This is a genomic window from Pontibacter ramchanderi (genome assembly GCF_002846395.1).
Lineage (GTDB): Bacteria > Bacteroidota > Bacteroidia > Cytophagales > Hymenobacteraceae > Pontibacter > Pontibacter ramchanderi.
On the sequence record NZ_PJMU01000002.1, the window covers coordinates 411,435 to 437,238 of the forward strand.

23 protein-coding genes are annotated in these 25,804 nt (G+C 53.2%); 11 read left to right on the forward strand and 12 right to left on the reverse strand.

Annotation, left to right across the window (positions count from 1 at the left end; genetic code table 11):
• Nucleotides 1–402: 402 nt before the first annotated feature.
• Nucleotides 403–4,353, reverse strand: coding sequence for an AAA domain-containing protein (locus BD749_RS08605; protein WP_180336355.1), 3,951 nt, complete (start codon nt 4,351–4,353; stop codon nt 403–405).
• A gap of 198 nt (nt 4,354–4,551) precedes the next feature.
• Here BD749_RS08605 and BD749_RS08610 point away from each other — a divergent pair, with 198 nt between their 5' ends.
• The 3 genes from BD749_RS08610 (at nt 4,552) to BD749_RS08620 (ending at nt 7,059) form a co-directional block, all read left to right on the forward strand.
• Entirely contained in the window at nt 4,552–5,283 is a 732-nt protein-coding gene (locus BD749_RS08610) for a hypothetical protein (protein ID WP_101443989.1), read from the forward strand.
• A gap of 183 nt (nt 5,284–5,466) precedes the next feature.
• Nucleotides 5,467–6,552: an alpha/beta hydrolase family protein gene (locus BD749_RS08615; RefSeq protein ID WP_101443990.1), complete on the forward strand. Its 1,086-nt coding sequence runs from the start codon at nt 5,467–5,469 to the stop codon at nt 6,550–6,552.
• 39 nt (nt 6,553–6,591) lie between these two features.
• Entirely contained in the window at nt 6,592–7,059 is a 468-nt protein-coding gene (locus BD749_RS08620) for an NUDIX hydrolase (protein WP_101443991.1), read from the forward strand.
• Between the two features lie 10 nt (nt 7,060–7,069).
• Here BD749_RS08620 and BD749_RS08625 read toward each other — a convergent pair whose 3' ends face one another.
• The 5 genes from BD749_RS08625 to BD749_RS08640 all read right to left on the reverse strand — a co-directional run bounded on the left by BD749_RS08625 (nt 7,070) and on the right by BD749_RS08640 (nt 11,692).
• Nucleotides 7,070–8,026 (reverse strand): ComEA family DNA-binding protein, encoded by a 957-nt coding sequence (locus BD749_RS08625; RefSeq protein WP_101443992.1) that lies wholly within the window; start codon nt 8,024–8,026, stop codon nt 7,070–7,072.
• Between the two features lie 7 nt (nt 8,027–8,033).
• On the reverse strand, nt 8,034–8,195 hold the full coding sequence (locus BD749_RS19365) for a hypothetical protein (RefSeq protein ID WP_180336356.1): 162 nt from the start codon (nt 8,193–8,195) through the stop codon (nt 8,034–8,036).
• 6 nt (nt 8,196–8,201) lie between these two features.
• Nucleotides 8,202–9,857 carry a sodium-dependent transporter gene (locus BD749_RS08630; RefSeq protein ID WP_101443993.1) on the reverse strand — a complete coding sequence of 552 codons (1,656 nt, stop codon included), beginning with the start codon at nt 9,855–9,857 and terminating at the stop codon, nt 8,202–8,204.
• A gap of 121 nt (nt 9,858–9,978) precedes the next feature.
• Nucleotides 9,979–10,887, reverse strand: coding sequence for an SDR family oxidoreductase (locus BD749_RS08635; protein WP_101443994.1), 909 nt, complete (start codon nt 10,885–10,887; stop codon nt 9,979–9,981).
• Between the two features lie 163 nt (nt 10,888–11,050).
• Nucleotides 11,051–11,692: a peptidylprolyl isomerase gene (locus BD749_RS08640; protein ID WP_180336357.1), complete on the reverse strand. Its 642-nt coding sequence runs from the start codon at nt 11,690–11,692 to the stop codon at nt 11,051–11,053.
• A 293-nt stretch (nt 11,693–11,985) separates the two neighbouring features.
• Between BD749_RS08640 and BD749_RS08645 the strand changes: the two genes are divergently transcribed.
• On the forward strand, nt 11,986–13,545 hold the full coding sequence (locus tag BD749_RS08645) for an alanine/glycine:cation symporter family protein (protein WP_101443995.1): 1,560 nt from the start codon (nt 11,986–11,988) through the stop codon (nt 13,543–13,545).
• Nucleotides 13,546–13,634: 89 nt separating this feature from the next.
• On the opposite strand, the gene hemC is transcribed toward BD749_RS08645, so the two are convergent.
• The 5 genes from hemC to BD749_RS08670 form a co-directional block, all read right to left on the reverse strand.
• On the reverse strand, nt 13,635–14,588 hold the full coding sequence (gene hemC, locus BD749_RS08650) for a hydroxymethylbilane synthase (RefSeq protein WP_101443996.1): 954 nt from the start codon (nt 14,586–14,588) through the stop codon (nt 13,635–13,637).
• 12 nt (nt 14,589–14,600) lie between these two features.
• On the reverse strand, nt 14,601–15,728 hold the full coding sequence (locus BD749_RS08655) for a DNA polymerase III subunit (protein ID WP_101443997.1): 1,128 nt from the start codon (nt 15,726–15,728) through the stop codon (nt 14,601–14,603).
• Nucleotides 15,729–15,877: 149 nt separating this feature from the next.
• Nucleotides 15,878–17,083 carry a GlmU family protein gene (locus BD749_RS08660; protein WP_101443998.1) on the reverse strand — a complete coding sequence of 402 codons (1,206 nt, stop codon included), beginning with the start codon at nt 17,081–17,083 and terminating at the stop codon, nt 15,878–15,880.
• Nucleotides 17,084–17,152: 69 nt separating this feature from the next.
• Complete coding sequence (locus tag BD749_RS08665) at nt 17,153–17,599, reverse strand: hypothetical protein (protein ID WP_101443999.1); 447 nt, start codon at nt 17,597–17,599, stop codon at nt 17,153–17,155.
• Between the two features lie 270 nt (nt 17,600–17,869).
• Nucleotides 17,870–18,115, reverse strand: a complete 246-nt coding sequence (locus BD749_RS08670; protein WP_101444000.1) for a type B 50S ribosomal protein L31 — start codon at nt 18,113–18,115, stop codon at nt 17,870–17,872.
• A gap of 176 nt (nt 18,116–18,291) precedes the next feature.
• Here BD749_RS08670 and BD749_RS08675 point away from each other — a divergent pair, with 176 nt between their 5' ends.
• From BD749_RS08675 to secDF, 7 genes are all read left to right on the forward strand, one after another.
• Nucleotides 18,292–18,801 (forward strand): phosphoribosyltransferase family protein, encoded by a 510-nt coding sequence (locus BD749_RS08675; RefSeq protein WP_101444001.1) that lies wholly within the window; start codon nt 18,292–18,294, stop codon nt 18,799–18,801.
• A 51-nt stretch (nt 18,802–18,852) separates the two neighbouring features.
• Nucleotides 18,853–19,188, forward strand: coding sequence for a hypothetical protein (locus BD749_RS08680; RefSeq protein ID WP_101444002.1), 336 nt, complete (start codon nt 18,853–18,855; stop codon nt 19,186–19,188).
• Between the two features lie 122 nt (nt 19,189–19,310).
• Nucleotides 19,311–19,889 carry a non-canonical purine NTP diphosphatase gene (locus BD749_RS08685; protein ID WP_101444003.1) on the forward strand — a complete coding sequence of 193 codons (579 nt, stop codon included), beginning with the start codon at nt 19,311–19,313 and terminating at the stop codon, nt 19,887–19,889.
• A gap of 85 nt (nt 19,890–19,974) precedes the next feature.
• Nucleotides 19,975–20,592: a uridine kinase gene (gene udk / locus BD749_RS08690; protein WP_101444004.1), complete on the forward strand. Its 618-nt coding sequence runs from the start codon at nt 19,975–19,977 to the stop codon at nt 20,590–20,592.
• Nucleotides 20,592–21,284, forward strand: coding sequence for a potassium channel family protein (locus BD749_RS08695; RefSeq protein WP_101444005.1), 693 nt, complete (start codon nt 20,592–20,594; stop codon nt 21,282–21,284). Before udk ends, BD749_RS08695 begins: the two co-directional genes overlap by 1 nt.
• An 89-nt stretch (nt 21,285–21,373) precedes the next feature.
• Nucleotides 21,374–21,700, forward strand: a complete 327-nt coding sequence (locus BD749_RS08700) for an RNA methyltransferase (protein ID WP_180336358.1) — start codon at nt 21,374–21,376, stop codon at nt 21,698–21,700.
• A gap of 171 nt (nt 21,701–21,871) precedes the next feature.
• The gene (gene secDF / locus BD749_RS08705; protein WP_101444006.1) at nt 21,872–24,895 is read left to right on the forward strand and encodes a protein translocase subunit SecDF; all 3,024 of its coding nucleotides are present in this window, start codon (nt 21,872–21,874) and stop codon (nt 24,893–24,895) included.
• 147 nt (nt 24,896–25,042) lie between these two features.
• Here secDF and BD749_RS08710 read toward each other — a convergent pair whose 3' ends face one another.
• Nucleotides 25,043–25,657, reverse strand: coding sequence for a NifU family protein (locus BD749_RS08710; RefSeq protein WP_101444007.1), 615 nt, complete (start codon nt 25,655–25,657; stop codon nt 25,043–25,045).
• Nucleotides 25,658–25,804 lie beyond the last annotated feature (147 nt).

Here is a 25,804-nt window from a genome sequence, read left to right on the forward strand (position 1 = left end):
TCGGATTGCAAATCCGAAAAAAATGAGTCAGAAAGAACAGAATGGGAAACTGTCATCTCGAATGAAATGAGAGATCTGGACCATTCTCCCGAATCGGTCATAGTTTAAATTTCTCTAGGAGCTTTTCCTTACCGCTCTTTCGGATTTGCAATCCGAAAGTTTTATTGAGGGCTCCTCCCCCCACTGTTGGGCATGTCCACATCCCCGTATGTCATGTGCGCAGAACAGGAAACCCGCGGCAGTTGCAGGGAGCTTATTTTCGTTTCGTTTATTAACGACTGATGGCCAAAAAAATCGCTCACAAAAGGTGTACGCAAATGATACGACGTTACGGTGTAACGTCGCTACTATTTCCAAACTCCTCAACTCTCAAACTCCGAAATTCTTAAACTTCTTAACTCCTCAACTCTTAATCTCTTCTACCCTCTTTAACTTTTTCACCAGCGCCTCTTTATTGTCCCAGTACTGCCGGCTGTATACCTTCTGGAAGGGCCAGTTGCGTTGACGGAGCAGTACCGGAATGTCGGCGTGGGCGTGACGGACAGAGAGGTTGTTGTAGTACAGGTCGTCATCAGTGAGCACTACGCTGTTGTAGTTCCCCTCTTCCATCAGGGTGAGGTCGGCGAAAGGCACGGCGGCTTGCAGGGCAGGTATAGCCTGGGCGAGCCGCTCTTTCAGCAAGGGTACGTGTGCGGGCATAGGCAGTACCTGCGGCTCGTACTTGAAATAACGGCGACTGACTTGCTGGGCGTAGTGCAGGTAATCGCGCAGCAGTTTGGGACCGGCATGCTGGGCATTATCCACTTGCAATTGTTCGCTCCGGATGCTGCTCACCACCATCACCAGCTGCCGGGCGCGGGTAATGGCCACGTTCAGGCGATTCTCGCCACCAGCCTGATTCAGGCTGCCGAACTGCATTACCATCTTGCCTTTCGCATCCGGTGCATAGCCCACCGATAAGATCACCACCTCCTTCTCATCTCCCTGCATGTTCTCGATGTTCTTCACCGTGACAGTCGGCGGCAAGGCTATACCTTGCACCTGGGCTTTTTCCTCCAGCAGGTCCTGTACCAGCATCTGCTGGTTGTAGTTGAACGTGATGACGCCCACATCTTCTACTCCGCTCTGCACGAGTTGCCATACATGCTCCACTACCTTTTCGGCTTCGGGGAGGTTGCTGTTCTGCTGCCATAGGCCCTGCACTTTCACAAATTGGATGGCGGGCTGCCGGGCGTTCACGTCCTGCAACTCAGGTATAAGCTCCAAACGGTTGCGGTAGAAATGGCGGTTCGAGAAATCAATCAGTTCCGGAAAGCGGCTGCGGTAGTGCTGCGTGAGCATGGTCTGCGGCAGGTATAGCCCACAGAGTTGCAGCAGCGACTCGGCGGTCAGCTCCTCAGCTTCCTCGTCGCCGTTGCCACCCCAGCGGGAACGGTACAGGTCCGAAGGGCGAAGCTGCTGTTCGTCGCCGGCCACCACCACCTGGCGCCCGCGCAGCATGGCCGGTATACCCGTCTCAGCGAAGCACTGGCTGGCCTCGTCGAAAATCACCAGATCGAAGCAGCGCTCCAGCGGAAAAACCGCCGACACCGTTTCCGGAGAAGCCAGCCAGCATGGCGTCAGGTTCAGGATTTCATCACCGAACAGTTCAAAGAGTTTTCGGATGGGGTATAGGCTGCGCTTCTTGCTCACCTGCGCATGCAGCCGGCGATAGGTCACGGCATTGCCGAGCCGGTTGTACTCCATGTTCCGGTAAGTCTGCTCCCGCAGCCGCGACAGTACAATCTCCTGGCTCAGGTCCTGCTTTTGTTGTAGCAGGTTTTGTAGGTCGGTTTCTAAACGGTCCAGCTCTCCGCTGTCGGGCATGCGCAGTTCGGGCCATTGGCTTTCGAGTTCGTGCAGCCAGGCCAAGTATAGACTGTTCAGAAAAAGCTCCTCGCCGACTTGCGCGTCGGCTATACCTTCGCGCAGCACCTGCCGGCAGATTTCCTGTTCCGCCACGGTAAGGGTGCTGCGGAGCTCGTCGTACGCCACCAGTTGCTCGAAATTTTGACGGAGGCTCTTCAGTAGCAAGTCGCTGTAACTCTCCTGTTCTGTTAATTTTTCGATGTGCGTTTTTGGGAGCCATTGTTCCCACTCGCCATAGCGCTGCTCAAACACCTGCAGCGCCTGGGCCAGTGCCTGCAGGTGGCCGGATAGATTTGCTTCCAGCCACATCTTTTCATGCAGCACCCGATCGCGGTGCAGTTGTTTGAGCAGTTGGTGCGCTGCCAGGGCCTGTTCCACCACCTCCAGTTTTTGCAGCATCGGAGTCGGGTTGTCTTCAAGGCGCAAGGTATAGCTGATGCTTTTGTTGATGGCTTTGATCAATTCCTGCGCCTGCTCGCGCAGCTCGAGGCGCCGCTGCAGTTCACCCACGCCGCCGGGGCTCAGGTCAAGCTTGTACTTATCCAGTGCCTGTTGCAGCACTTTCTTATCCTGAGAGAAATACCAGCCCAGTCCTTTCAAAAAATCCTTCTGCTTTGCCTCAAAAACCGTAATCGCTGATTTTACCAGCGTCAGTTGCTCCACAGGTATAGCGGCGTCCGGAGCGGGGCACACCAGGTATAGCCCTTTGAGCTGGCGCACCAGTTTCTTCAACTCCGATGCCTTGGCTTGTTTGCGCAGCAGCGGTTGTATAACGCCGGCTACGCCTTCCAGCTCGAGCAGATGCTGCAGCTCATCCAGGGTGTCGTAAGCCGCACGGAAACGGTCCAGGCTGCTCAACTCAAAATCGGAGCCGCTCAGTTGGCTGATGCCCTGCTGCATGGCGCGGTACTGCTCGGGCAGCGCCTCGATGGTGCGCTCCATTTCCTGCCGCTGCGGCCAGCCGAAACCCCGCATGCTGTGCCGCTCCTTCCAGGCAAAGTCCGGCTGCTCCAACGCGATGCCCTGTTGCAGACAAGCACGCAGGCGGGGCAGAAAGTCCGTAACTGTGTCGGCGGTGAATTGCTTGAATACCTCCGACAGACGCACATGGGGCTGCTGCAGGCTGCTGCGCAGGTATAGCTCTTTAGGCGACCAACCACACCGGCTGCTGTCGAACAGGGCAGTGCGGAAACGCTCGAGCTTTTGGAGGCTTTGGTTGATGCCGCGGCTCACCTCCAGAAACGTGCGGTCGGTGAAAATGCTGTTGAGGGCGTGGTTTTGCTTCTTGTATTCCTCGACCTGGTCAATCTGCAGGAGCAGTTGCTGGTAAATGCTTTTGCGGTCGGCGTTTATGTCGTGCACCAGGGCGGCGAACGGGCCGAGCCCGGCGGACGATAGGCGCTGGTGCACCACGTCGAGGGCGGCGCGTTTCTGGCTCACCACGAGCACCCGCTTGCCGCGCGCCGTGAAGTCTGACACCAGGTTACAGATGAGTTGTGACTTGCCCGTACCCGGAGGGCCCTGCACCACGAGCGAACGCCCCTGCTTCACCTGCTGCAGTGCCGCCTCCTGTGAGGCATCCATAGCAAAGGCGGTAAAGGTTTGTTGCGCCTGCGTGGCGGCCTGGCTTATACCTGCGTCCGGGCCAGTAAACAGGTCCTCCATCTCCTCCAAGCCGTCGCGTTGCAGTAGTTCGTCGTAGTCGTTTAGCAAAAACGAAGCGGCCTGCGGGTATAGCCCCAGCACGGCTTCCTGCTCCAGGTATAGCTGACCGGGTTTGAGGTCAGCCTCGTAGTCGGCTTTACGGAAATCGCGGAAAGGCTTGAGCTTGTCCGTGAAAAACTCGCGGCCCGCGTGTATCGTCAGTTGGTTCTCTTTCAGGAGCTCATATACCTGTGTGCGAAACTCCAGCGGGTGTGTGGGCAAGGTGCTCAGGTCAAGCTCCAGCAGGGGTTCGGCCAGCGGCGTGCCCATGTAGTGCGCGTAGGCCAGCACAAAACTCTGGTTGAACTGCGCCGGTTGCGAAGTGTCAGGTAGAAGCTCCCACTCCTGCTTGCCGTTCACCTGCAGCTGCACCGGGAAAAACAGTAAGGGGCAGCGTACGGTGGTGCCATCCGAGAACTGGCCATGCACAAAGGGCCAGCCCAGGTACAACTCCCGACTTCCGCGTTCCTCCAGAATCATGTCGGCTTTGCGCCGGATGTAGCGCAGCCGCTGGCTAACGGGCGTGACCGGGGCATAGCGACTGTCGGCAAAAGGAGCCAGCACGGCAGTCTTGCCACCGATCACTTTCTCCAGGGTGTGGAATGCAGGTTTGTTGTTGATGAAATCCAGCTCGTTCACATCCAGGTGCAGCTCGCGCGAAAGCCGCAACAGCAACAGGGCTCTGTTGCCGGCGCTCAGGTTAAGCAGACGATGGCGGTAGTTTTTGAGGATGGATTTCATAATTGCGTTGCTCCGAAAACGGATGAACATGCAGAATAGTCTGTAGCTATACGGCAAGTCGGTGGCTAAACGGCAAGTTAGCAGGAAAATAGTGGACTTGGAAGCGATAAGATGGGCACCGTTCTGGTTTTGTATCCGTAAAATCAATCATCAAGGGCCTCCAACGCTACGCCTATACCTACGCCTGAAGCCTAAACCATGAATCCGATCAAAAGATTAAAAACGGCCGGTTTGTTCTTCCCTGCTCCCGGGGGCAGACTTGGCTCTATGGCTTCAAGCAAAACCACGCTGCTGGCTACGGGGCTCTATACCTTTACCGCGCTGCATGTGCTGGCCGCGATTGCGTTTTATGCCCAGGACATAAGCCTCTTCTACAGCTATACCACCGAAGACGGATATATCGAGTACTTCACGTCTTTTTTTCTGCTGGCCACTTCTGTTTTCTGCTACATAAAAGCGCGAAAAATGGAAAGCAAATGGGCAGTGGCGTTTTATTACCTGGCAGCGGCCGTGTTCTTTTTTGGCTTTGGCGAGGAGATTTCCTGGGGGCAGCGCATTCTGGGTTTAGGGGTGCCTGAAAAGCTGGAAAAGATCAACCATCAAAGTGAGTTTAACTTGCACAACATTCACCTCAACGGGGTGAACCTGAACAAGCTCATCTTTGGCAAGCTGCTATACCTGGCCGTGTTCGTTTATTTTCTGGCCTTTCCGGTGCTTTACCGGCGCTGGCAGTGGTTCCGGCACCTGGTCGATAAGATCAGCTTCCCGTTGCCAACATTTATGCAAGCACTGCTTTACCTGCTGCTCTTTTGCTGCCTGATGCTCATAAACGACGGAAAAATGTGGGAAGTGCAGGAGTTTTTGCTCGTCAGCTTCATTTTCTATGTATTCCTGATGCCCTTAAACCGCTATGACTCAAGACAGGTATAGGTATAGCTTGTTTGGACGTAGCACCCATAATTTAGCGCAAGCGGCGTAGTTCAACGTATGGCAAAGAAATTTGCTGGCCAGTTGTTTTGTGCTTTGGCTTTGCTCACAACATTTTCCACTGCACAGCAGTTGTAGTATCACGCATACACTGTAGCTTGCAACTTGTTCGCACTGTTTTTGACTATGAAAAAACCGATCAACCTCTTCCTATACCTCGGGCTTGTCCTGTCGCTGCTCTCCTCCTGCCGCAAAGAACGCATGGAGAAAGACGTGGCCCGCATGGATGAGTACACCACTTCCAAAAAGTACCCCTCTAAGTTCGCCGACGAAAGCATCACCAAATGGAAAGAGCAGGTGCCCGAGATTCAGGAGATCAGGATCAAATCCACTTTAGACGGCACCCAGCAACCCGCACTTTTCTATACCTCCAACACTACCGGGCCACGCCCTTTGCTCGTGATGCTGCACAGCTGGAGCAGTGAGTATTTGCAGGAAGTGAGCATCCCCTACGCCCTCTGGAGCAAGGAGTACGACTGGGCTTTCATTCACCCCAACTACCGCGGCAAATTTGATAAACCCGAAGCCATGGCCTCCGACCTCGCCATACAGGACCTGGTGGATGCCGTGAACTATGCCAAAGCAAACGCCGAAATAGACGAGTCGCGCATTTACATCCTGGGCTCATCGGGCGGTGCTATGACGGCTCTGGTGGCTGCAGGCCGCCACCCCGAGATCTGGGCCGGTGTTGTGGCCTGGGTGCCGGTGTTCGACCTGGTGGACTGGTATGCCTTCAGCCAGAATTACCCGCACCGCGATTACAACCGGCATATTGTGGCTGCCTGCGGCGGAGAACCTATACCGGGCACACCGGCCGCCGAAGAGGCCAAGCGCCGCAGCCCGAGCACTTACATCCACAACGCCAAAGAGGTCCCTATTTTCCTGGCCCACGGCACCGTGGATGTGCTCGTGCCGCCTGACCACTCCATCCGGGCCTACAACATACTGGCCAGCCCCGCCGACACGATCGCGCAGCAGGAAATAGACTACATCCTGAAAGAGCAGGCACTGCCCGAAGGAATGGAAGGCGCCACCACCCGCGACAAGTATTTCGGGGTGAAAGACCCCAAGGTGGTATTTATGCGGGAGTCGGCTAACGTGCGGCTGGTACTGTTTGAAGGGGTGCACGACATGGCCTACAATCCTGGTTTGCTGTGGCTCAACGAACAGCAAAAGAAAATAGCTCCTGCTGCCCCCGTTGCCGGGCATTGACCCACCTCCGGAACCTGTTGCTATACCTGAGAAATGGCGATGAAAGAAGAAACTCCCAGACCGGCTATACCTACGCTCGAGCAGGTTTCGTCTGGTGGCGTGGTCTTTCACCGAGGGGCTTCAGGTATAGAAGTAGCGCTGATCTCGGTGGGTGAGCCCGCACGCTGGCAATTGCCCAAAGGTATAGTTGACCCCGGCGAAGCACCTGAGACAACCGCCCTGCGCGAGGTGCGCGAAGAAACCGGCGTGACAGCTCGGCTAATAGAAAAGATAGATACGATAGAATACTGGTATGTGGGCACCAGATCCGGTCAACGCGTGCGCTTCCACAAGTTTGTGCACTTCTTTCTGCTTGCTTACCAGTCCGGCGACATAGGCCAGCACGACTGGGAGGTGAACGAAGCCCGTTGGGTGGATCTGCAGGCAGCCAAAGCTTTGCTGTCCTTCAAAAGCGAGCGGCAGGCACTGGAGAAGGCGGAGCGGTTGATCAGAGCCATTGAAAGGTAAAACGCTATACCTATAGCTCCAGATAAGGGCTGATCTTGTCGAACAGCTCGGCCGTCACAATCTTGATCTGCCGGATATCCTCCACCCGCTTAAACTCGCCGTGCTGCTCGCGGTAGGCCACGATGGCACGCGCCACATTAGAACTGATGTAGGGATGGGCCTTCAGTTCATCTGCCTGTGCTTGGTTAAGTGACAATCGCTGTAGGGTATTGTTTTTTGGCACAAAAGTGTACTTGTGCAGGCTATCGACCACGGCTGGCGGCAGTCCGTATACCTCCTGGACCTGGGCCATGCTGTGGAAACCACCCAAGCCGCTGCGGTACTTCACGATCCGGGCCGATAGCTTGCTACCGATGCCCCTGATCTGCTTTAAGGCGGTGGTATCGGCGGTGTTGATGTTGAATGGGGCCAGGATAAATCGCTCCCGTGGGCGGGCATTGTTAGCCCAGTTCGGGTTGGGCACCGTGCGTGCGTTGGCGGCTATACCTTGGTTGCGCTTATACCTGTCAGGTTTGGTTTCGGGGAGCTGGATGTAGGGGTACAGTTGCTGAAAAACAGAATCGGGCAGGCCATAAATGGTGCCGAGCTGTGCCTTGTAAGTGAAGTCACCGACTTTGTTGCGGTAGTTGAGAATGCGCTGCGCCATGTATTTGGGCATACCCAGTTCCTGCCATTGCGCTTCGGTCAGGTGGTTGGGGTTAAAGGGCTGCAGGGCCAAGGGCAGTTTGTATACCTGCCTCCTATTGGTCGGTTCGGGCTGCCTGGCCTCGAGCTGCGCCACCAGGCTGTCGAGCAGTTGCCTGTCCGCGGTGCTGCCAAAGGTGTCTGCTTCAGGTTCAGAAATCCTTTTAAACAGCCATGGTGCTGCCGTTAGCAGCACCATGGCTCCTATCAGTACCAGAAATCCGTTTACCTCGCGCTGCGAAAAGCCAAAGTTGCGTCTGATCCAGTACCTCAGTTTTTTCATAAATCGATCAAGCCCGCGGTGCCTGCCGCTCTATCTCGTCGTCGTTGTCGAGAAAAGAGTCGGGCTCCGGTTTGGGAGGTGTGTTCAGCACCCTGTAAAAAAAGTATAACGTTACGCCAGTTACTAACAGCATAGTACCGAGCATCACAACAAGTGCAGATGTATTCATAGTTTCCTAAATTCTTCCTTCTCTAACTCTTTTTTTATACGCCATGTACACCAGCACCGCAATGCTCAGGAACATGGCCACCAGCAGTATGCGCGAGGCATTTACAAAGAACAAGGTGTCCTGCAACTGCTCAATCACGGCCGGATCGGTGGCTTCGGCCAGTTGGCGCTTCAGGCTCGTGTTCTTAATCTTGCTGATGATCGAGCCGTCGTCGAGTACCCAGCCATTGCGGAAGGCACCTGCCCAGTCGCCGCCCTTTGGTGTAATAAGCGAGCCGATGAACACCCACAGCAACAGCAGCGGAGTGATGAACTTGATAATGAACTTGTAAATGCCCGGCACTTTGATATCGGCACCGGAGGTAATCTCTCTCCAGCCCTTGTTCATGCCAAATACCCAGGCAAACAGGATAGACTCAAACAAGGCAAACACCACCAGTGACACGGTGCCCGCCCAGTAGTCGTACTCGTCGAACACCCCATACTCAAAGAATAATACGGTCGGCATACCGAGCAAGAGCACGATCAGGCCAAAAGACCAGGCGGCTGGTCTGCGGCGCCAGTTAAACTCGTCCTGCAGGAAGCCCATCCAGGGCGTACCCATGGCCAGCGACGAGGTGATACCGGCAAAGAACAACAGGCCAAACCACATCACACCGGCAACGGCACCCAGCACATCGCCCCACTGGTAGAACAGGTATGGCAAAGTACGGAAGCCCAGACCCAGGCCGCCCTGGCTATTTACCAGGTTCACCACGCCATCTATACCCAGGTAGCCGATCGAGATCGGGATCAGGATAGAGGCACCCAGCACCACTTCCACAAACTCGTTCATCCAACCGGCTGACATGGCGTTGAGGGCAATGTCGTCTTTGGAGCGCACATAGGAAGCATAGCAATGGATGGTACCCATACCTACCGACAGGGTAAAGAAAATCTGACCGGCGGCAGCCAGCCATACTGTAGGCGACCAAAGCTCATCGAAATTGGGCGTCCAGAGGAAGTTAAGGCCAACCGAGCTGTCGTTAATGGCGCCGTTTTCGCCGGCTGTAATGGTGAAGCCTTTGTAAGCCAAGAACATACCGAAGAGAATCAAAAGCGGCATACCGATTTTGGCCACACGCTCCACCCCTTTGGCCAGGCCTTGCGACAGGATCCAGGTGTTGAGCAGCAAACAGATGACGAAGAAGAGGATAGGCTCGTAAGGAATCCCGAAAGTAGAGTCTCCCAGGCTTACATACTCGTCAAAAAAAGCAGATACCCCGTTTTGGTCAAGCCCGGAGAAGGTGCCCGCCAGCGAGTGGAAAACGTAGGAAAGCGTCCAGGACTCGAGGTAGCAGTAGTAAGAGGCTACCGCAATGTTGGTCCAGATGCCAAACACACCGATGTACTTCCAGAGGCGGTTGCGGTGCATGGTGTCCACGATAAAGGGCGTGGAGTGGTGCCCGAACTTGCCACCGAAGCGCCCCATGGACCACTCGATCCAGAGGAGCGGAATACCCATCACCAGAAAGCAGACCAGGTAGGGGATAATGAAGGCGCCACCGCCGTTCTGCACCGCCTGCACCGGGAAACGGAGGAAGTTTCCCAGGCCCACCGCGTTGCCGGCCATGGCCAGAATGAGACCCACCCGGGAGCCCCAAGATTCTTTGTTAGCACTCATAAAAAGGGTAAAGGTTGGTTAGTTTAGATTAGTTGGTTTAGTGTAAAGGCACGGATAATCAGGATTTAAAGCTTACAATTTAAACAATGGTTCTGATTGCACCATAGTAAATTCAATATTTTTAATACATATCAGCCTGTTCTGCCACCATGGCAATGCCCTCCTCAAAGGTGTGGGGTTTGTAGCCAAGTTTCTTTTCAGCTTTGGTGATGATAAAGCCAGTGCGCGGTGGGCGTTTGGCCGGTTGTGAAAAGGTGCTGGCATCGGCCTTGTCGATAAGCGATTTGTCGAGTTGGAAGTAGTCGGCTACAAGCATGGCCATGTCGTAAGGCGTGTACATTTCCTTCCCCGAGATGTTGTAAATACCTTCAGCATCGTGCTGCACAGCCAGCCAGCAGCCCATGGCCAGGTCTTCGGCCAGCGTGGGTGTACGGAACTGGTCAGTTACCACCTTGATCACCTTGCCTGCCCGCAAACTGTCGCGCACCCACAGCACAATGTTCGTACGGCCATAGTCGTGCACCACGCCGTATACCAGCACCGTGCGCAGAATGGCCCATTTGCACTTCGCCTGCTTCACAATTTCTTCGGCCATCAACTTCGTTTCACCATAAAAACTGATCGGGTTGCCTGTTGCCTCTTCGTCATAGGGGCCGTCTTCTCCGTCGAAAATAAAGTCGGTGGAGAGGTGAACGAGGTGCACATCATGCTTTTCGCAGGCTTCCACCACATAGGCCACGGCATCGCGGTTGAGTTTCAGGGCGCCTTCGCGGTCTGTCTCACACTGGTCCACGTTGGTCATGGCAGCGGTATGGATCAGGTGGGTGGGTTTAAAATCGGCCACTACACGCTCTACTTGCGAGCGGTTAGTCACGTCCATGGAGGCAAAGGCCAGTGTCGGGAAGATCTCGGCTAGTTTGTTTTCGCCACGGCTGGTCGCCAGCAATTCTACATCGGTGCGGGGTAGCAGCAAAGCGACCAATTTCTGGCCCAGCAGGCCATTAGAGCCTGTTATTAATATTTTTTTCATTTCTATTCTCGGGGTGTAATCAATATGCTTCAAAATACTTCCTGCCCTGTATAAAGCAGAGCGGTGATCTTCTTTCAGTTGTAAGTGCGTGGTCACTTCTCCAAAGTGCACTGCTCAGGTATAGCAGTCAATCAGAGGCGCAATGTTGTCGGTTTGATAAGCGTTACTCGGCCTGCGGGTAGGTATAGCGGTACTTCTTTGCTATCTTTTTCTTCTTCATCTCCTCTACCTGCACCGTCATCTTCACATCCGACAGGGGGCGGTTGCGGCCGTCCACAGCCTGGCTGGCTATTTTATCGATCACATCCAGGCCGTCGATCACCTGCCCGAACACGGTGTAGGCTTCGTCTAGCTGGGGGGTGCCCTGGTGGTTTTCCACGATGTAGAACTGTGAGCCGCTAGACTCCTTCTTCGGGTTTACCTGGTCGCTCATGCGGGCAGCAGCCAATGCGCCGCGCACGTGCTTGTATTTTGGCTTTATCTCGGCCGGAATGGTATAGCCGGGGTTGCCTGAGCCGTCGTTGCGCGGGTCGTCATCCCTGGAGTTCGGGTCACCGCCCTGTATCATAAAACCGTCGATTACCCGGTGGAATGTAGTCCCGTTGTAGAATCCTTCACGCGTCAGTTTCAGGAAGTTTTCTTTGTGCAGCGGCGTGTCGTCGTAGAGCACCAGTTTCATGTCGCCGTGTGGGGTGGAGATGGTTACAAGCTGATCTTTTCCTTTGGGTGCCTTTTGTGCCACCGTGGCCATGGGGCAAAGCACCAACAGCATCACAAAAGTGGCCATTACTTTAAGCAGGTTCATGTTCAAGCGAAAGGTTATCGGTTTAAAATTGTGTATGGGTATCAAATTTAAGCCTTTATAGTTCCTATTCATGCTTTGGTGTCATTTTCTCCGGACTCATGCAAATTCTCCTATTTTGCTGGATACGTATAGAGAAGAGGCGCTACAAGTAAAGCCCGCTTTTGCAGAAGTAACAATTTGCACTTTAGGAATTTTGCGCTGTACCTGCAGAAGCAATTTAAATGTAAATTTCCTATTTCCGTCTAATAAAATTATATTAAAGCTGACCGACTAAACTTACCTACCCCTATTTGATGAAAAAAGTACTACTTACAGCAAGCCTTGGCCTACCTGTTCTGGGCAGTGTACAGGCCCAGGACCTGCAACCTACCATCGACGAAAAAATTGAGGCGGCCGTTGCGCCCACTGCGCAGTTCATCTCCGATATCATTTTTTATGAAGTGCCCATAGCAGGAGCAGGTATACCGCTTATCCTGGTCTGGCTGCTGGCAGGGGCGCTTTTCTTTACCGTATACCTGGGCTTCATCAACATCAGGGGCTTTAAATATGCGCTTGATATTGTGCGCGGCAAGTATAACCAACCTGGCGCGCCGGGCGAGCTTTCGCATTTTCAGGCACTAACGGCGGCTGTGTCGGGCACGGTGGGTCTCGGCAACATTGCGGGTGTGGCCATTGCCATCTCGCTGGGCGGACCGGGGGCTACGTTCTGGATGATCATGGCTGGCCTGCTGGGCATGTCGACCAAGTTTGTGTCGTGCACCTTGGGGGTGAAGTACCGCGATGTGCACGCCGACGGCACGGTGTCAGGTGGGCCAATGCACTACCTTAAAAAAGGACTGGCTGAACGGGGCGCAAAAGGCCTGGGCAAGTTTCTGGCTGCGTTCTTTGCGGTGATGTGCATAGGCGGGGCTCTCGGAGCCGGTAACATGTTCCAGATCAACCAGGCCACACAGCAGTTCATTACCGTTACAGGCGGCGCGGAGGCTTCTTTTTTCGGAGGTGGCAACGCCTGGCTTTTCGGCCTGATCATGGCTGTGCTGGTGGGCCTGGTTATTTTAGGAGGCGTGAAGAGCATTGCCCGGGTTACCGAAAAAGTAGTGCCCCTGATGTGCGGCATTTACATCGCGGCGGGCATCCTGGTTTTGACGGTTAACTTTTCGCAGATACCGGCCGCCTTTGGGGCAATAATAGAGGGAGCCTTTAGCACAACGGCCCTTGGCGGCGGTTTGGTTGGCGTGATGATTCAGGGCTTGCGCCGTGGCATTTTCTCGAATGAAGCCGGTATAGGCTCTGCCTCCATTGCCCACTCTGCCGTGAAGACCAACATGCCCGTAACCGAAGGCTTCGTGGCCTCCCTGGAACCCTTCATCGATACGGTGATCGTCTGCACCATGACAGCTCTCGTTATTGTCGTGACAGGCGCTTATACCCAGGACACAGGAGATGGCATTGCGCTTACTTCTTCTGCTTTTGCCACCGTCATCAACTGGTTCCCGCTGGTGCTGGCCGCTGCCGTCATCCTGTTTGCCTTCTCCACCATGATCACCTGGTCTTACTACGGCCTCAAGTCCTGGACCTACCTGTTTGGCAACTCCCAATCATCTAAAATTTCATTCAAAGTTCTTTTCTGCGCTTTTGTTGTGCTGGGCGCTCCGGTTCAGCTGATCAGTGTGGTTGCCTTTTCTGATGCCATGCTGTTTGCCATGAGTATACCGAACCTGATCGGTCTGTTTATGCTGGCTCCGGTGGTTAAAAGCGAGATGCAGGCTTTTCTGGCCTATGCACGCTCCGGGGCAAAGCAACCGCTCACACCGAAGCCTGTAGACAGCACCCACCTCGAAGCCGAGGTATAGGTATAAGTGCAGATAAAATAGAAAAGGGGCTGTCCGCTTTGCGCAGATGGCCCCTTTTCGATTGTCTGGTATCTTTTTGTGTTTAATGCTTATTCTCCGCGTTCCGATCTGATTTCACGGAGTATCTGGTCGCCTCCCTGGCGCAGGATCGTTTCGGCCAGCTTCACACCCAAGGCTTCTGCCTCGTCTCTATTGCCCTCAAAGATTTCTGAAAGGTGCTGCTGTCCGTCGAGGCTCACAATGCCGCCTTGAATGCGCACGTTTCCTTCGGCTGTCAGTTTAGCCAGCGCAAACGATGGGATGCTGCAGCCGCCCTCCATGGTGCGCAGGAAGGCACGCTCTGCTACCAGGCACACATGGGTGTCGGCATGGTCAATCGCATCTTTGAGCAACTGCTTCAGCTCCGGGTCCAGGTTACGGGCGCACTCCACGGCCACGCTACCCTGACCGGCGGCAGGTATAAACTCGTCATCCGGAAAGGTATGCACGATCAAATCGTCGTAGCCCATTCGCACTACACCGGCGTAGGCCAGTATTAGCGCTTCGAAAGGACCTTCTTTCAGTTTCTGCAGGCGGGTCTGCAGGTTGCCGCGCGACTCGGCGGTGATTACGTTCGGGTAGTATTTGCGGAGCAGCGCCTTGCGACGGGTTGATGAGGTGCCCACCATCGCGCGGCTGTCGCGCTCAAGTTTAAAGTCCGGGTTAAAAGACAGCACGACGTCATTCACCACTTCGCGCTCCATAAAGGCTACCAGTTCCAGATCCTCAGGTATAGACGACTGCACATCTTTGGCGCTGTGCACGGCAATTTCGATGTCGCCTTCGCGCAGGCCAATTTCTAACTCCTCGGTAAACACGCCTTTCGAGCCCAGTTTGTCGAGCGAGCGGTCCAGTATCTGATCGCCTTTGGTGCTGATGATCACAATTTCGGTACCGAGGCCGGCGGCCTGCAGTTTGTCGGCCACGGCGTTTGCCTGCCAAAGGGCCAGCTTACTGCCTCGTGTACCAATTCGGATGGTTTTTACTATTGTATTATTTTCCATGATATTTTCTTCTTAACTGGCATTGCGCAGGTACTGGGCAATCTGGATTGAGCTGTCCACGAACACCATTTTTGGATTGGCATTTCGCTCTATGTGGTAGTGTGCCTCGTTCAGTTCCTGCGTTAGTTTATCGGCGTTGTTTTCTGTGATCAGCTTGGAGAACTTCTGCACGAAGTCAAGCTCATTGGGGGGCAGGTAAGCTATCAGCGCCTGGTCCACACCGTACAATATGACTTTACGGAACAGGTTGAGCGCGTAGAGCAAAAAGTTCTTCTGGTTCTCGCGGCCCAGCTTCTGGAAGTCCTCACTGGCATCTACCACCTTGTCGAACTTGAAGCTGTAGCAATTGCGCATCCAGTCGGTAAAAAAGGTAAAGTAATCGCTGCTGACCTCGCTGGTGAGCTTAGTGGCGGCATTTAAACTGCCTTCTGCCAATTGCGCCACCTGGTAAGCGGCGGTATCGTCCAGCCCGTGCTTTTCCTGCAGATAAGCGATCACCTCATGTTCAGTAAAGGCCCGCACCTGCACAATCTGGGTACGCGAGGTAATGGTGGCCAGCAGCTTTTCAGCGGATTGCGAAACGAGCAAAAAGAGCGTTTTAGCCGGTGGCTCTTCCAGCAACTTGAGCAGAGCGTTTGCCGCGAAGGGGTGCATCAGTTCCGGCAGCCAGATCAGCACGATCTTGTAATCGCCCTCAAACGCCTTCAGGGAAACCAGCTTTACGAGTTGCCGGCTTTCTTCTTTCGAGATATTGCCCTGCTTGTTCTCGGCTCCGATGTGCTGCATCCACTCGTTCAGCCCCTGGTATGGGTTGGCCAGCACAAACTCGCGCCACTCGCTCAGGAACTTCTGGCTCAGTACATCCTTGGTCACCGACTTGGTACTCGTCACCGGCATCACAAAATTGAAGTCGGGGTGCACCAGTTTGTTCATTTTCACGCAGCTGTTGCACGTTCCACATGAATCATCAGGCCTACGGTCCTCGCAGTTGATGTAGGTCGCATAGGCTAGTGCCAGCGCCAGATTGGCACTCCCCTCCTGCCCCAGAAACAGCTGCGCATGCGCCACATGATTCTGCCGCACCGAGTTAATGAGCAGGTTCTTCGTTTCCTGATGCCCTATGATTTGAGAGAAATGCAAATTTCGAATTGTTAAATGTTAATTGCTAATAGTTGATTGTTAATTGATTACTAATGATTTGCTTTTTGCTGAAATGTTCGGCTGTTGATATTTATCCTGACGACAATTCCCAATCACCCACGCAACAATCAGCAATTAACAACCAACAATTAAGCTTTCCTATCCCACACACGGTATTGTTGGGTTTGCTCGAAAATGACTGCCATGATGGCACGCTCTATTTCGTTGTAAGGTATGCTGCGGCGGTCCATCACTTTTTCGGCTACTTCATCGGCTTTGCGCAACTGAAACGTCTCGAAACCAGAGGCTCCGCCCCAGGCAAACGAAGGAATGAAATTGCGTGGGTAGCCGGCCCCAAAAATATTGGCGCTCACGCCTACCACTGTGCCCGTGTTGAACATGGTATTGATGCCGCTTTTGCTGTGGTCGCCCATGATGAGGCCACAGAACTGTTGGCCGGTGCTCCTGAAACCGCCTTTGGCATAGTTCCAGATCTTCACTTCTGCGTAGTTGTTCTTCAGGTTCGAAGTATTGGTGTCGGCGCCCAGGTTGCACCACTCGCCCAGCACGGAGTTGCCCAGGTATCCTTCGTGGCCTTTGTTGGTATAGCCAAAGATAACGGAAGCAGCCACCTCGCCGCCCACTTTGCAGAAGGGCCCGATGGTTACGTCGCCGCGCATTTTGCCGCCCACGTTCACATTGCTTCCTTCGCAGATGGCAAACGGCCCTTTAATGATGGCGCCTTCGTGTATCTGTGCATTCTTACCAATGTAGATAGGGCCATTTTCTGCATTCAGGATAGCCGCCCGTATCTTCACTCCTTCTTCGATAAAGATATTCTCTTCGGCATACACCATGGTATACCTGTCGCCGATGGGTTGGCTTTTACGGCCTTCCGTCAGCACCTTGAAGTCGCTGCGGATCTGGTTGCCGTTCTGCACGAAGATCTCCCATACCTCCCGGATAATGTTCTGGGGCATGCACTCAATCCGCTTAGAGGAGGAATGCATCACCAGATCCGCCGCATCGTGCAGGTCCAGGTTGTCGGCGTTCAGGGCGATCAGCAGACCCTCGCAGTACAGCCCCTCCCCTACTTTAAGGGATTTCACCTGCTCCACCAGTCTTTCATCAGGGCAAACGGCGCCATTCACAAACACATTATGCGTGTCGTAGTTGGCCGGGTACTTGTGCTGCAGATAAGTTTGGGTGAGGTACGACACGGTTGCGCCCGCGTAGGTCTGCCACTTTTCGGCAATCGTCATAATACCTACCCGTATACAGGCCACCGGCCTGGTGAAAGTCAGCGGCAACAGCGACTGTCGAATTACCGGTTCATCGAAGAGAATGATGTTCATAGCTACAAAAATAAAAAGTCTTCCTGAAATAGTTCAGGAACATGGGGTTTATTGGGTATAATCTTTTTGCTAATAAATGATGAGCTCCACCTGCTTTTCCTGCTGCCCGGCAGGGAAGGTCTGGTTCTTCCCAAAGGAGCTCTGCCTGTAGGTATAGCCCGTGCCGATATGCACTTCTTCTTTTGAATCGAGCACCGCAGGTATGGTTTTACGGATGTATAGCCTGTTTGCCCGCACAGGTATATCCTTCAGGGCCATCGTGAAGGTACTGTCGAATACCACTTGCACGGCGGCATCAGCCACGTCTTTGTTCATGCGGCTGATCACCAGCTCAACCGTGACTTTCTCCTCGCCAAACTGGCTGTAAGAGAAATCCTGCTGACCGTATACCTGAAACACCACTGTTTTGTCGAGCGGCTCAGGCGCAGGTATAACTTCCTCGGGATGGCTGCATGAGGGCAGGAAGAGGCTGAATCCTATAATAGCTGGCAGGAAGAAGGTATTCGTTTTTTTCATAGTGGCAGGTGTTTCTATTTGCTTTTGGCGTTAATAAACCAAGTTGGCCATCAGGTTGTGTCCTTTGAAGATGGCAACTGACCTATTGACTAGCTTTGCGGCTGTATGCTGTTGCTCCGGATTCTTTCTCTCAATCGCCATGCACTATACATAGGGAAGCGAGGCTAAACCAGTTGAGACCGAGCACGTCCTCAGGGGGATAAAAATAGAAAAGTCTTCCCGATTTCTCGGGAAGACTTTTCAAACGTTTTAACCAGATAATATACCTGACTATTTTTTCTTGTAACGTGTGTTGAAACGCTCCACACGACCCGCAGTATCCACGAAGATGTTTTTGCCAGTGTAGAAAGGGTGCGACGCAGAAGAAACTTCCACTTTGATTACTGGATATTCTTTGCCGTCTTCCATTGTGATTGTCTCGCTAGAGTTCATCGTAGAACGGGTGATGAATTTGAAATCACTCGTCATATCCTGGAAAACCACCTCTCTGTATTCTGGGTGAATGCCTTTTTTCATTATTATAAACGTTAATTAACCTTAATTTCTGAATCGGACTGCAAATTTAGCAAGTATTTTTGAAATTAAAACGCTACTAACCAAATTATTTTAACATTTACCGCGGGGTGCTGCAGCTTGCGATAATTCTTTAAATTTGTCTCAGCCACAGCGCTATACCTTATACCGACACCTACATGACACACCCACAGCAAAACCTGATACTCGACCAGAACCAGATACAACAGAAGATTACCCGCATGGCTTACGAGGTATACGAGCAGAACTTTGAGGAACAGACACTTGTGCTGGCAGGTATCCACCGAAACGGCTATACCCTGGCCGGTATGCTGGCCGCTGAACTGGAGAAAATTTCACCCATCAAGGTAACGCTCCTGCAGGTTAGCCTGGACAAAACTGCCCCGCTTCAAACGCCGGTCGCCATCACGCCCGAAAATGCACCGCTTGAAAACACCGTGGTCATTATCGTGGATGATGTCCTGAACACGGGCAAAACGCTGGCCTATACCTTGAACGCCCTGCTGCCGCAGAACCCCAAGAAAGTGGAGATCGCCACGCTGGTGAACCGCCACCATACCTTGTTCCCGGTATCGGCTACTTACACAGGCTACTCGCTGGCCACTACCCTGCGCGAGCGCGTGGATGTGGTACTGCAGGCAAACGAAGTGGCGGCTTACCTGCACTAAAAACGTTTGAGCGCTTTTTGAATAAGAAAGCCTATACCTTAAACTTACCCTATGCGGTTAAACAAAGCAGAGACACGATTCATCGGAAACTGGGCCAAAACAAAAGAGCGCGGCCAGTGGCGCTACATTCTTACGCGCGGCTTGCTGTGGGGCGGGCTAGTAGGCTTCCTGTCAAAGCTATTCCAGGTATGGGACGCGCTCAAAGCCTGGGACACCGGCTCCCTTGCCAACACATTTGCCTCCTCTGACTTTGTGGTTCGACTGCTTATTTACAGCGTAATAGGTATAGGCATACATGCCTACCACTGGAACACCAACACCCAAAGGTATAACCAGCTAAAGAACATCGAACGAAAAACGCAGGCCGCGGCTAATGCACCAGGCTGATCCTATACCTGAAGTCGTCCGGGCACGTATCCCCGAGGGACGGTACATCGCTCATTATTCTCCGGAATCGTGCTAATTTCAAAACCATACTCAGCTGGGGTTCAAGTCCTCAATTTAATACCATGAAAGAACTCTGTTTCGCCACGAACAACCGCAATAAAGTAGCCGAGGTAAGCCGCATGCTCGAAGGCAAGTATAAACTCCTCACCCTCGAGGACATTGGCTGCCACGAAGAACTGGCTGAGGACCAGGACACACTCGAGGGCAACTCACGCCAGAAGGCACAATACGTGTGGGAGAACTACCAGGTCAACTGCTTTGCCGACGACACGGGGCTGGAAGTAGACGCGCTTTGCGGCGAACCGGGCGTGTACTCGGCCCGCTATGCCGGCCCGCAGCGCAGCGACGCCGACAACATTCGCCACTTGCTTCAGAACCTGGAGGGCCACGACGTGCGCCGCGCCCGCTTCCGCACCTCCATCACGCTATATCTCGACGGAGTGGAGCACCAGTTTGAGGGAACCGTGAATGGGCAGATTACCACCGAATGGAAAGGCGACAAGGGCTTCGGCTACGACCCGGTATTCGTGCCGGAGGGTTACGACCGCACTTTTGCCGAAATGAGTCCGGAGGAGAAAAACGCCATCAGTCACCGCGGGGAGGCCGTGCGCAAGCTCGTGGAATTTTTGAAGGCGCAATAGCGTTTGGGTGGTAAAATAATTAGCGCAGGCTGTAGCCACATTGGCCTTAAAAGACTAATTTTGTAGCCTGAAACTATAATCTCCAATGCAAAAGCCATTTATCGTCGGAATTACAGGAGGTAGTGCTTCAGGGAAAACCACTTTTTTGAATAGACTACTTGCGTCCTTTTCACCTGAGAACATCTGCCTGATCTCTCAGGACAACTATTACAAAGACCGCGAGCACCAGACCCGCGACCTCAACGGGGTTGTCAACTTCGACCTCCCTTCCTGCATCGACGACGAGGCATACGCACAGGACATCCTGAAGCTGAGCCAAGGCGAGACCGTTTACCGCAAAGAGTATACCTTCAACAACCCCAACGTAGTGCCAAAGCAGCTGGAGTTCAAGCCGGCGCCCATCGTGGTAGTAGAAGGTATTTTTGTTTTCTACTTCGAGGAGATCGCCAAGCTGCTCGACCTGAAGGTATACATCGACGCCAAGGAGTACATAAAACTGCAGCGCCGCATCGTGCGCGACAAAGTGGAGCGCGGCTACGACCTTGACGACGTGCTATACCGCTACACGCACCATGTGGCGCCTACGTATGAGAAATACATCAAGCCCTACAAAAACGACGCGGACATCATCATCCCGAACAACGAGAAGTTTGACCGCGGATTAGAGGTACTGACCACTTTCCTTAACTCCAAGATAAAATAATGCGACACAAGTTCGTAGTAATCGGCCTCGGTATTTTTGGCAACTCCATTGCCCGCACACTTGCCGAGCGCGGCGCAGAAGTGCTCGCCATCGACAACGATGAAGACCACGTGGATGCCATCAAAGACGAGGTGGCCTATGCTGTTTCGCTGGACGCGACCGACATTCGCGCCCTCGAGGCGCAAAATGTGCAGGACATGGATGCGGCCATTGTGGCTATTGGCGAAGACTTTGAGGCCCTGCTGATTGCCACGGCCAACCTGCAGGAGCTCGGCATCAAACGGGTTATTACGCGCGCATCAAACAAGCAGCAGCGTCGCATTCTGGAGAAAATGGGCGTACAGGAAATCCTGTCGCCGGAGGGGGAGGTTGGCAAAACAGTGGCCGAGCGCCTGCTGCAGCCCAACATCCGCACCTTCCTGCCGCTTCCCGACAACTACGAAATCGTGGAGATCAACACACCGCGCGGCATCGCCAACAAAAGCCTGGCAAAAATATCGCTGCGCGAGAAGTACAACCTCAACATGATCACGATTAAGCGCTTTTTTGAGGAGATACAGGACGGCAAACCCACACAGGTAGAGCACATCATCGGCGTACCGAAGGCCGACACTATTATCTATCCGTCTGACATTCTGATCCTTATCGGCAAGAAGCACGACATTAAACGTTTTATTGATATAAACCGCTAACAGGTTTTAATTTTTCATAGAAAGCCTTACATTTGCTTTCTAGTATGCCAAATACCACTAACATATTGCCACACTTTCGTCATCTTCTGATGACTGTTACCCTGCTTTGGGCACTGATGCTCAATGGGCAGGAGGTAGTGGCGTATACCTACACGGTACCAGGCGCTCCTGCCAAATCGGCCTCGCAGTTGGCCACAGTGCCACAGGAGAAAACGGTTGTGAAGCAAAAGGTGACGCTGGAGGCCACTACCTCCTTTGTGGTGCTCAATCTGGAGCAGAACGCGCTGGAGCCCACGCCTATACCTGCCTTTGCCATACCTGCCGACGAAGCGCTTCCTGCCTATGCGGCCAGGGCACCCGGAGCTGGTTTTGTGGCCCGCTTCTTCCCTATTTCCATACAACCCAACGCTCCCTAAGCGAACCCTTTCCCTGCAGGCCCATCCTTGGTCCTGACCCGTTGCGCATACCCAAAACAGTAGGTATAGCGGAACAGCAGCACAGCTTTTCTTGGTTAACAGATCGTTTCACAGCTGTGATTTTCAGAGTATTACCATTCTTTCAACTATACTTTTTTTATCCATCAACTCATGCGGAATAAGAATTTCATCATCATTATGACCGTGATAGTATCGGCGCTCTGCCTGTACTACCTGTCATTCTCGTTCGTTGCCCGCAGTGTGCAGAAAGACGCTGAGGCCTATGCCACAGACGCACAAGGCAACGTAGACCACGCCAAACAGCAGTCGTACCTCGACTCGGTGTGGAGAGAGCCAGTTTACAACTTCCTCGGTGCTGAGTATACCTACCAGGAAGTAAAAGAAAACGAATTGGGCCTTGGCCTGGACCTTCGCGGCGGTATGCACGTGGTGTTGGAGGTGTCTCCAATCGAGATCGTGAAGTCGCTTTCCGGCAACAGCAAAGACCCCAACTTCCTGAAGGCCCTTGCCCGTGCCCAGGAAATGCAGCGCAACAGCCAGGAGCGTTTCCCGAACCTGTTTGCTGAAGCTTACCGCGAGATAGAGCCAGACGGCCGCCTGAGCCGTATTTTCTCCAACACGGTTACCCGTGGCAAAATCAGCTACGAGTCCAGCAACGCGGAGGTAGTAGACGTAATAAACCAGGAGGTAGAAGAGGCCATTGAGCGTTCGTTCAACATCCTGCGTACCCGTGTCGATAAATTCGGTGTGAACCAGCCGAACATCCAGCGCCTGGGCCGCAGCGGTCGTATCCAGATCGAGTTGCCAGGTGTAGACAACCCTGACCGTGTGCGTAAGCTCCTGCAGGGTATGGCCAACCTGGAGTTCTGGGAGGTATGGACACCAGAGGAGATTTCTCCTTACTTCACACAGCTGAGCACGCATCTTGATGCAGAAGAGAAAGCCGGTCGCCTGAACATCGGCCGTGCTGCCGCACAAACTGCTCCAGCAGCTGCCGGCACAACGCCAGCTGCCGTACAGGATGCCGCCGCTGACGATGTACTCGCCCAGGCCGCCGCTACTTCTGGCGACACTGCCGCTTCTGCTGCAAACGACACCACTGCACTTGCCTCTACTGCCCAAACCGACTCTGCCGATGCGCTTCAGTCGTTGCAGAATGAGCAAATGGGTGTAATGGGTCGCCTGTTCACGATGATGCCGGGCGGTATCGGTGCCAACGTGCGCGACACTGCCAAGATCAACGAGATCTTCGCTAGACCTGATGTTCGTTCTATCTTCCCTCCGAACATGAAGTTCCTGTGGGGCGTGAAGCCTCTTGTAGGTGATAACCGCCAGGAGTTTGTGGAGTTCTACGCTGTGAAGAAAGGCCGTGACGGCAAAGCACCCATGACTGGTGATGCCGTGAACGACGCTCGTCAGGACTTCGATCAGAATGGTCGCCCTGAGATCAACATGACCATGACGCCAACCGGTGCCAAGCGCTGGGCAAACCTGACAGGCAACAACGTAGGCCGCCAGGTAGCCATTGTGCTTGACAACTACGTGTACTCTGCGCCAGTGGTGCAGGGCGAGATTACGGGTGGTAACTCCTCTATCACCGGTAACTTCACTATCGAAGAAGCAAAAGACCTTGCCAACATCCTGAAAGCCGGTAAAATGCCAGCTCCTACCCGCATCGTGGAAGAAGCCATCGTTGGCCCTTCACTGGGGCAGGAAGCCATCAACCAGGGTCTGATCTCTACAGTAGCTGGTCTGGTGCTGGTTATCCTCTTCATGATTGCCTACTACGCGCGCGGCGGCTTTATCGCTGACCTTGCCCTGTTGTTCAACGTGTTCTTTATTCTGGGCGTGTTGGCGCAGTTCGGTGCAGCCCTCACCCTTCCTGGTATCGCCGGTATCGTGCTGACGCTGGGTATGGCCGTGGATGCGAACGTACTGATATTTGAGCGTATGCGCGAGGAAGCCTCAAAAGGCCTTAACATCCGGGAAGTGATCAACAAAGGTTACGAAAAGGCGTTCAGCTCTATTTTGGATGCGAACGTGACTACTTTCCTGGTAGGTTTCATTCTGTACTTCTTCGGCTCTGGCCCGGTAAAAGGCTTTGCCATTACCCTGATGATCGGTATTGTTACTTCGTTCTTCACATCAGTGTTCATCTCCAGAATCCTGGTTGAGCGTAGCTTTAGAAGAAGTGGCAAGCTTTCTTTCTCGACTTCGATTGCAGACAAGATGTTCCGCAACGTGAAGTTCGATGTGATGAAAATCAAGAAGCCTGCTTACATTTTTTCACTGAGCGTGATCGTACTTGGCTTTGTTGCCATGTTTATCAACGGTGGCCCTAACCTGGGCGTTGACTTTAAGGGTGGGCGCTCTTATGTAGTGGAATTCGACCAGGCTATACCTGCGCCGGACCTGCGCTCTGCCCTGCTGGACAACTTTGAGTCTGCCGGCACGGAAGTGAAGACATTCGGTGCGTCTAACCGCGTGAAGGTGACAACAAGCTGGCTGGCGGAAGACGAAAGCACGCAGGCCGATGAGCGCGTACTGAGTGCCCTGATGCAGGGACTTGAACAGTACAGCAACCAGAACCCTGAAGTGCTGAGCTCGTCGAAAGTGGGCGCTACCATGGCTGACGACATTCAGAAAACAGCCCTGTTGGCCGTATTGCTTTCACTGGCGGGTATCTTTATTTACGTGATGGTTCGCTTTAGCAAGTGGCAGTTCTCGCTGGGTGGTGTTATTGCCTTGCTGCACGATGCACTCATGATCATTGCGGTGTTCTCTATTCTGGAGCTCATTGGTATTTCTTATGAAATAGACCAAGTGTTTGTTGCCGCGGTACTGACCATCATCGGTTTCTCCATTAACGACACCGTAGTAATCTTTGACCGTGTGCGTGAGTACATGCACGACAACCCGAACAAGCACATCAAAGACCTGGTGAACCCTGCTTTGATTAGCACCTTCAGCCGTACCATGATCACGTCACTCACCTTGCTGGTAGTGGTAGTGGTACTGTTCATCTTCGGTGGCGAAGTGCTGCGCGGTTTCTCACTTGCCATGATCATTGGTGTACTGGCTGGTAGCTACTCTTCCCTGTTCATTGCGACGCCAATCGTACTGGACACCATGAGAGAGAAGAAGACTCCGGTAGCCTCTGCTAAAATGGCGTAAGCCACGCTTAACCATAATAAAAAACTCCCACCTCTGAAAAGGGGTGGGAGTTTTTTGTTCAATAAGGTATAGACTTTCCTATACCCTGAAACAAAAAGGGGCGGCTCCGATCGGAGCCGCCCCTTTTTGCTAATACATGTTAATGGCTTAGATAGTTACTCCGTCCGCCACAACTTCTTTTACTTCAGGAACCATACGCTTCAGCAGGTTTTCGATACCAGCCTTCAGTGTTACGGTAGCAGATGGGCAGCCGCTGCAGGAACCTTGCAGGTGCACGGTTACCACGCCGTCTTTATAAGACTTAAATGAGATATTACCACCGTCCTGCTCTACAGCCGGGCGCACGTAGTTCTCCAGCAGGTCCGTTACTTTCTTCGAGATAGCTGCATCTTCTTCAGTCGCTTCTACCCCTGCTTCGCCGTTTGCGGCTGGCTTATTAGCCTGGAAGCCTTCCACGAAGATAGGGCCGCCTGCCTCCACATACGACTTCAGGAAAGTACGCAACTCAGGTATAAGCTTTACCCACTCGATGTTAGCGGATTTGGTAACAGTTACGAAGTTGCTGGCAATGAATACACGCGACACATAGTCAAAGTTGAAGAGCTCCTGCGCCAGTGGCGAATCAGCTGCACTCTCCAAGTTTGGGTAGTCCACACTCTGACCATCGGGCAGCAGGCCTACGTTCATCACAAACTTCATTGACTCGGGGTTGGGGTTGGCCTCAGCGTATACCGAAACCGTTTTTTCTCTATTTTCTAACATGGATATCAGTGTTTTAAATTAAAACCTAGGCCTTTGCCTTAAAGTTTCCAAAATTACTCAATTATTCTGACAACTGATAGTGCCTTGCCGACTGCGCTCGCCTTCACATGTGCGCCACACCTCTTGCATTTGGAGTAGATTTATAAT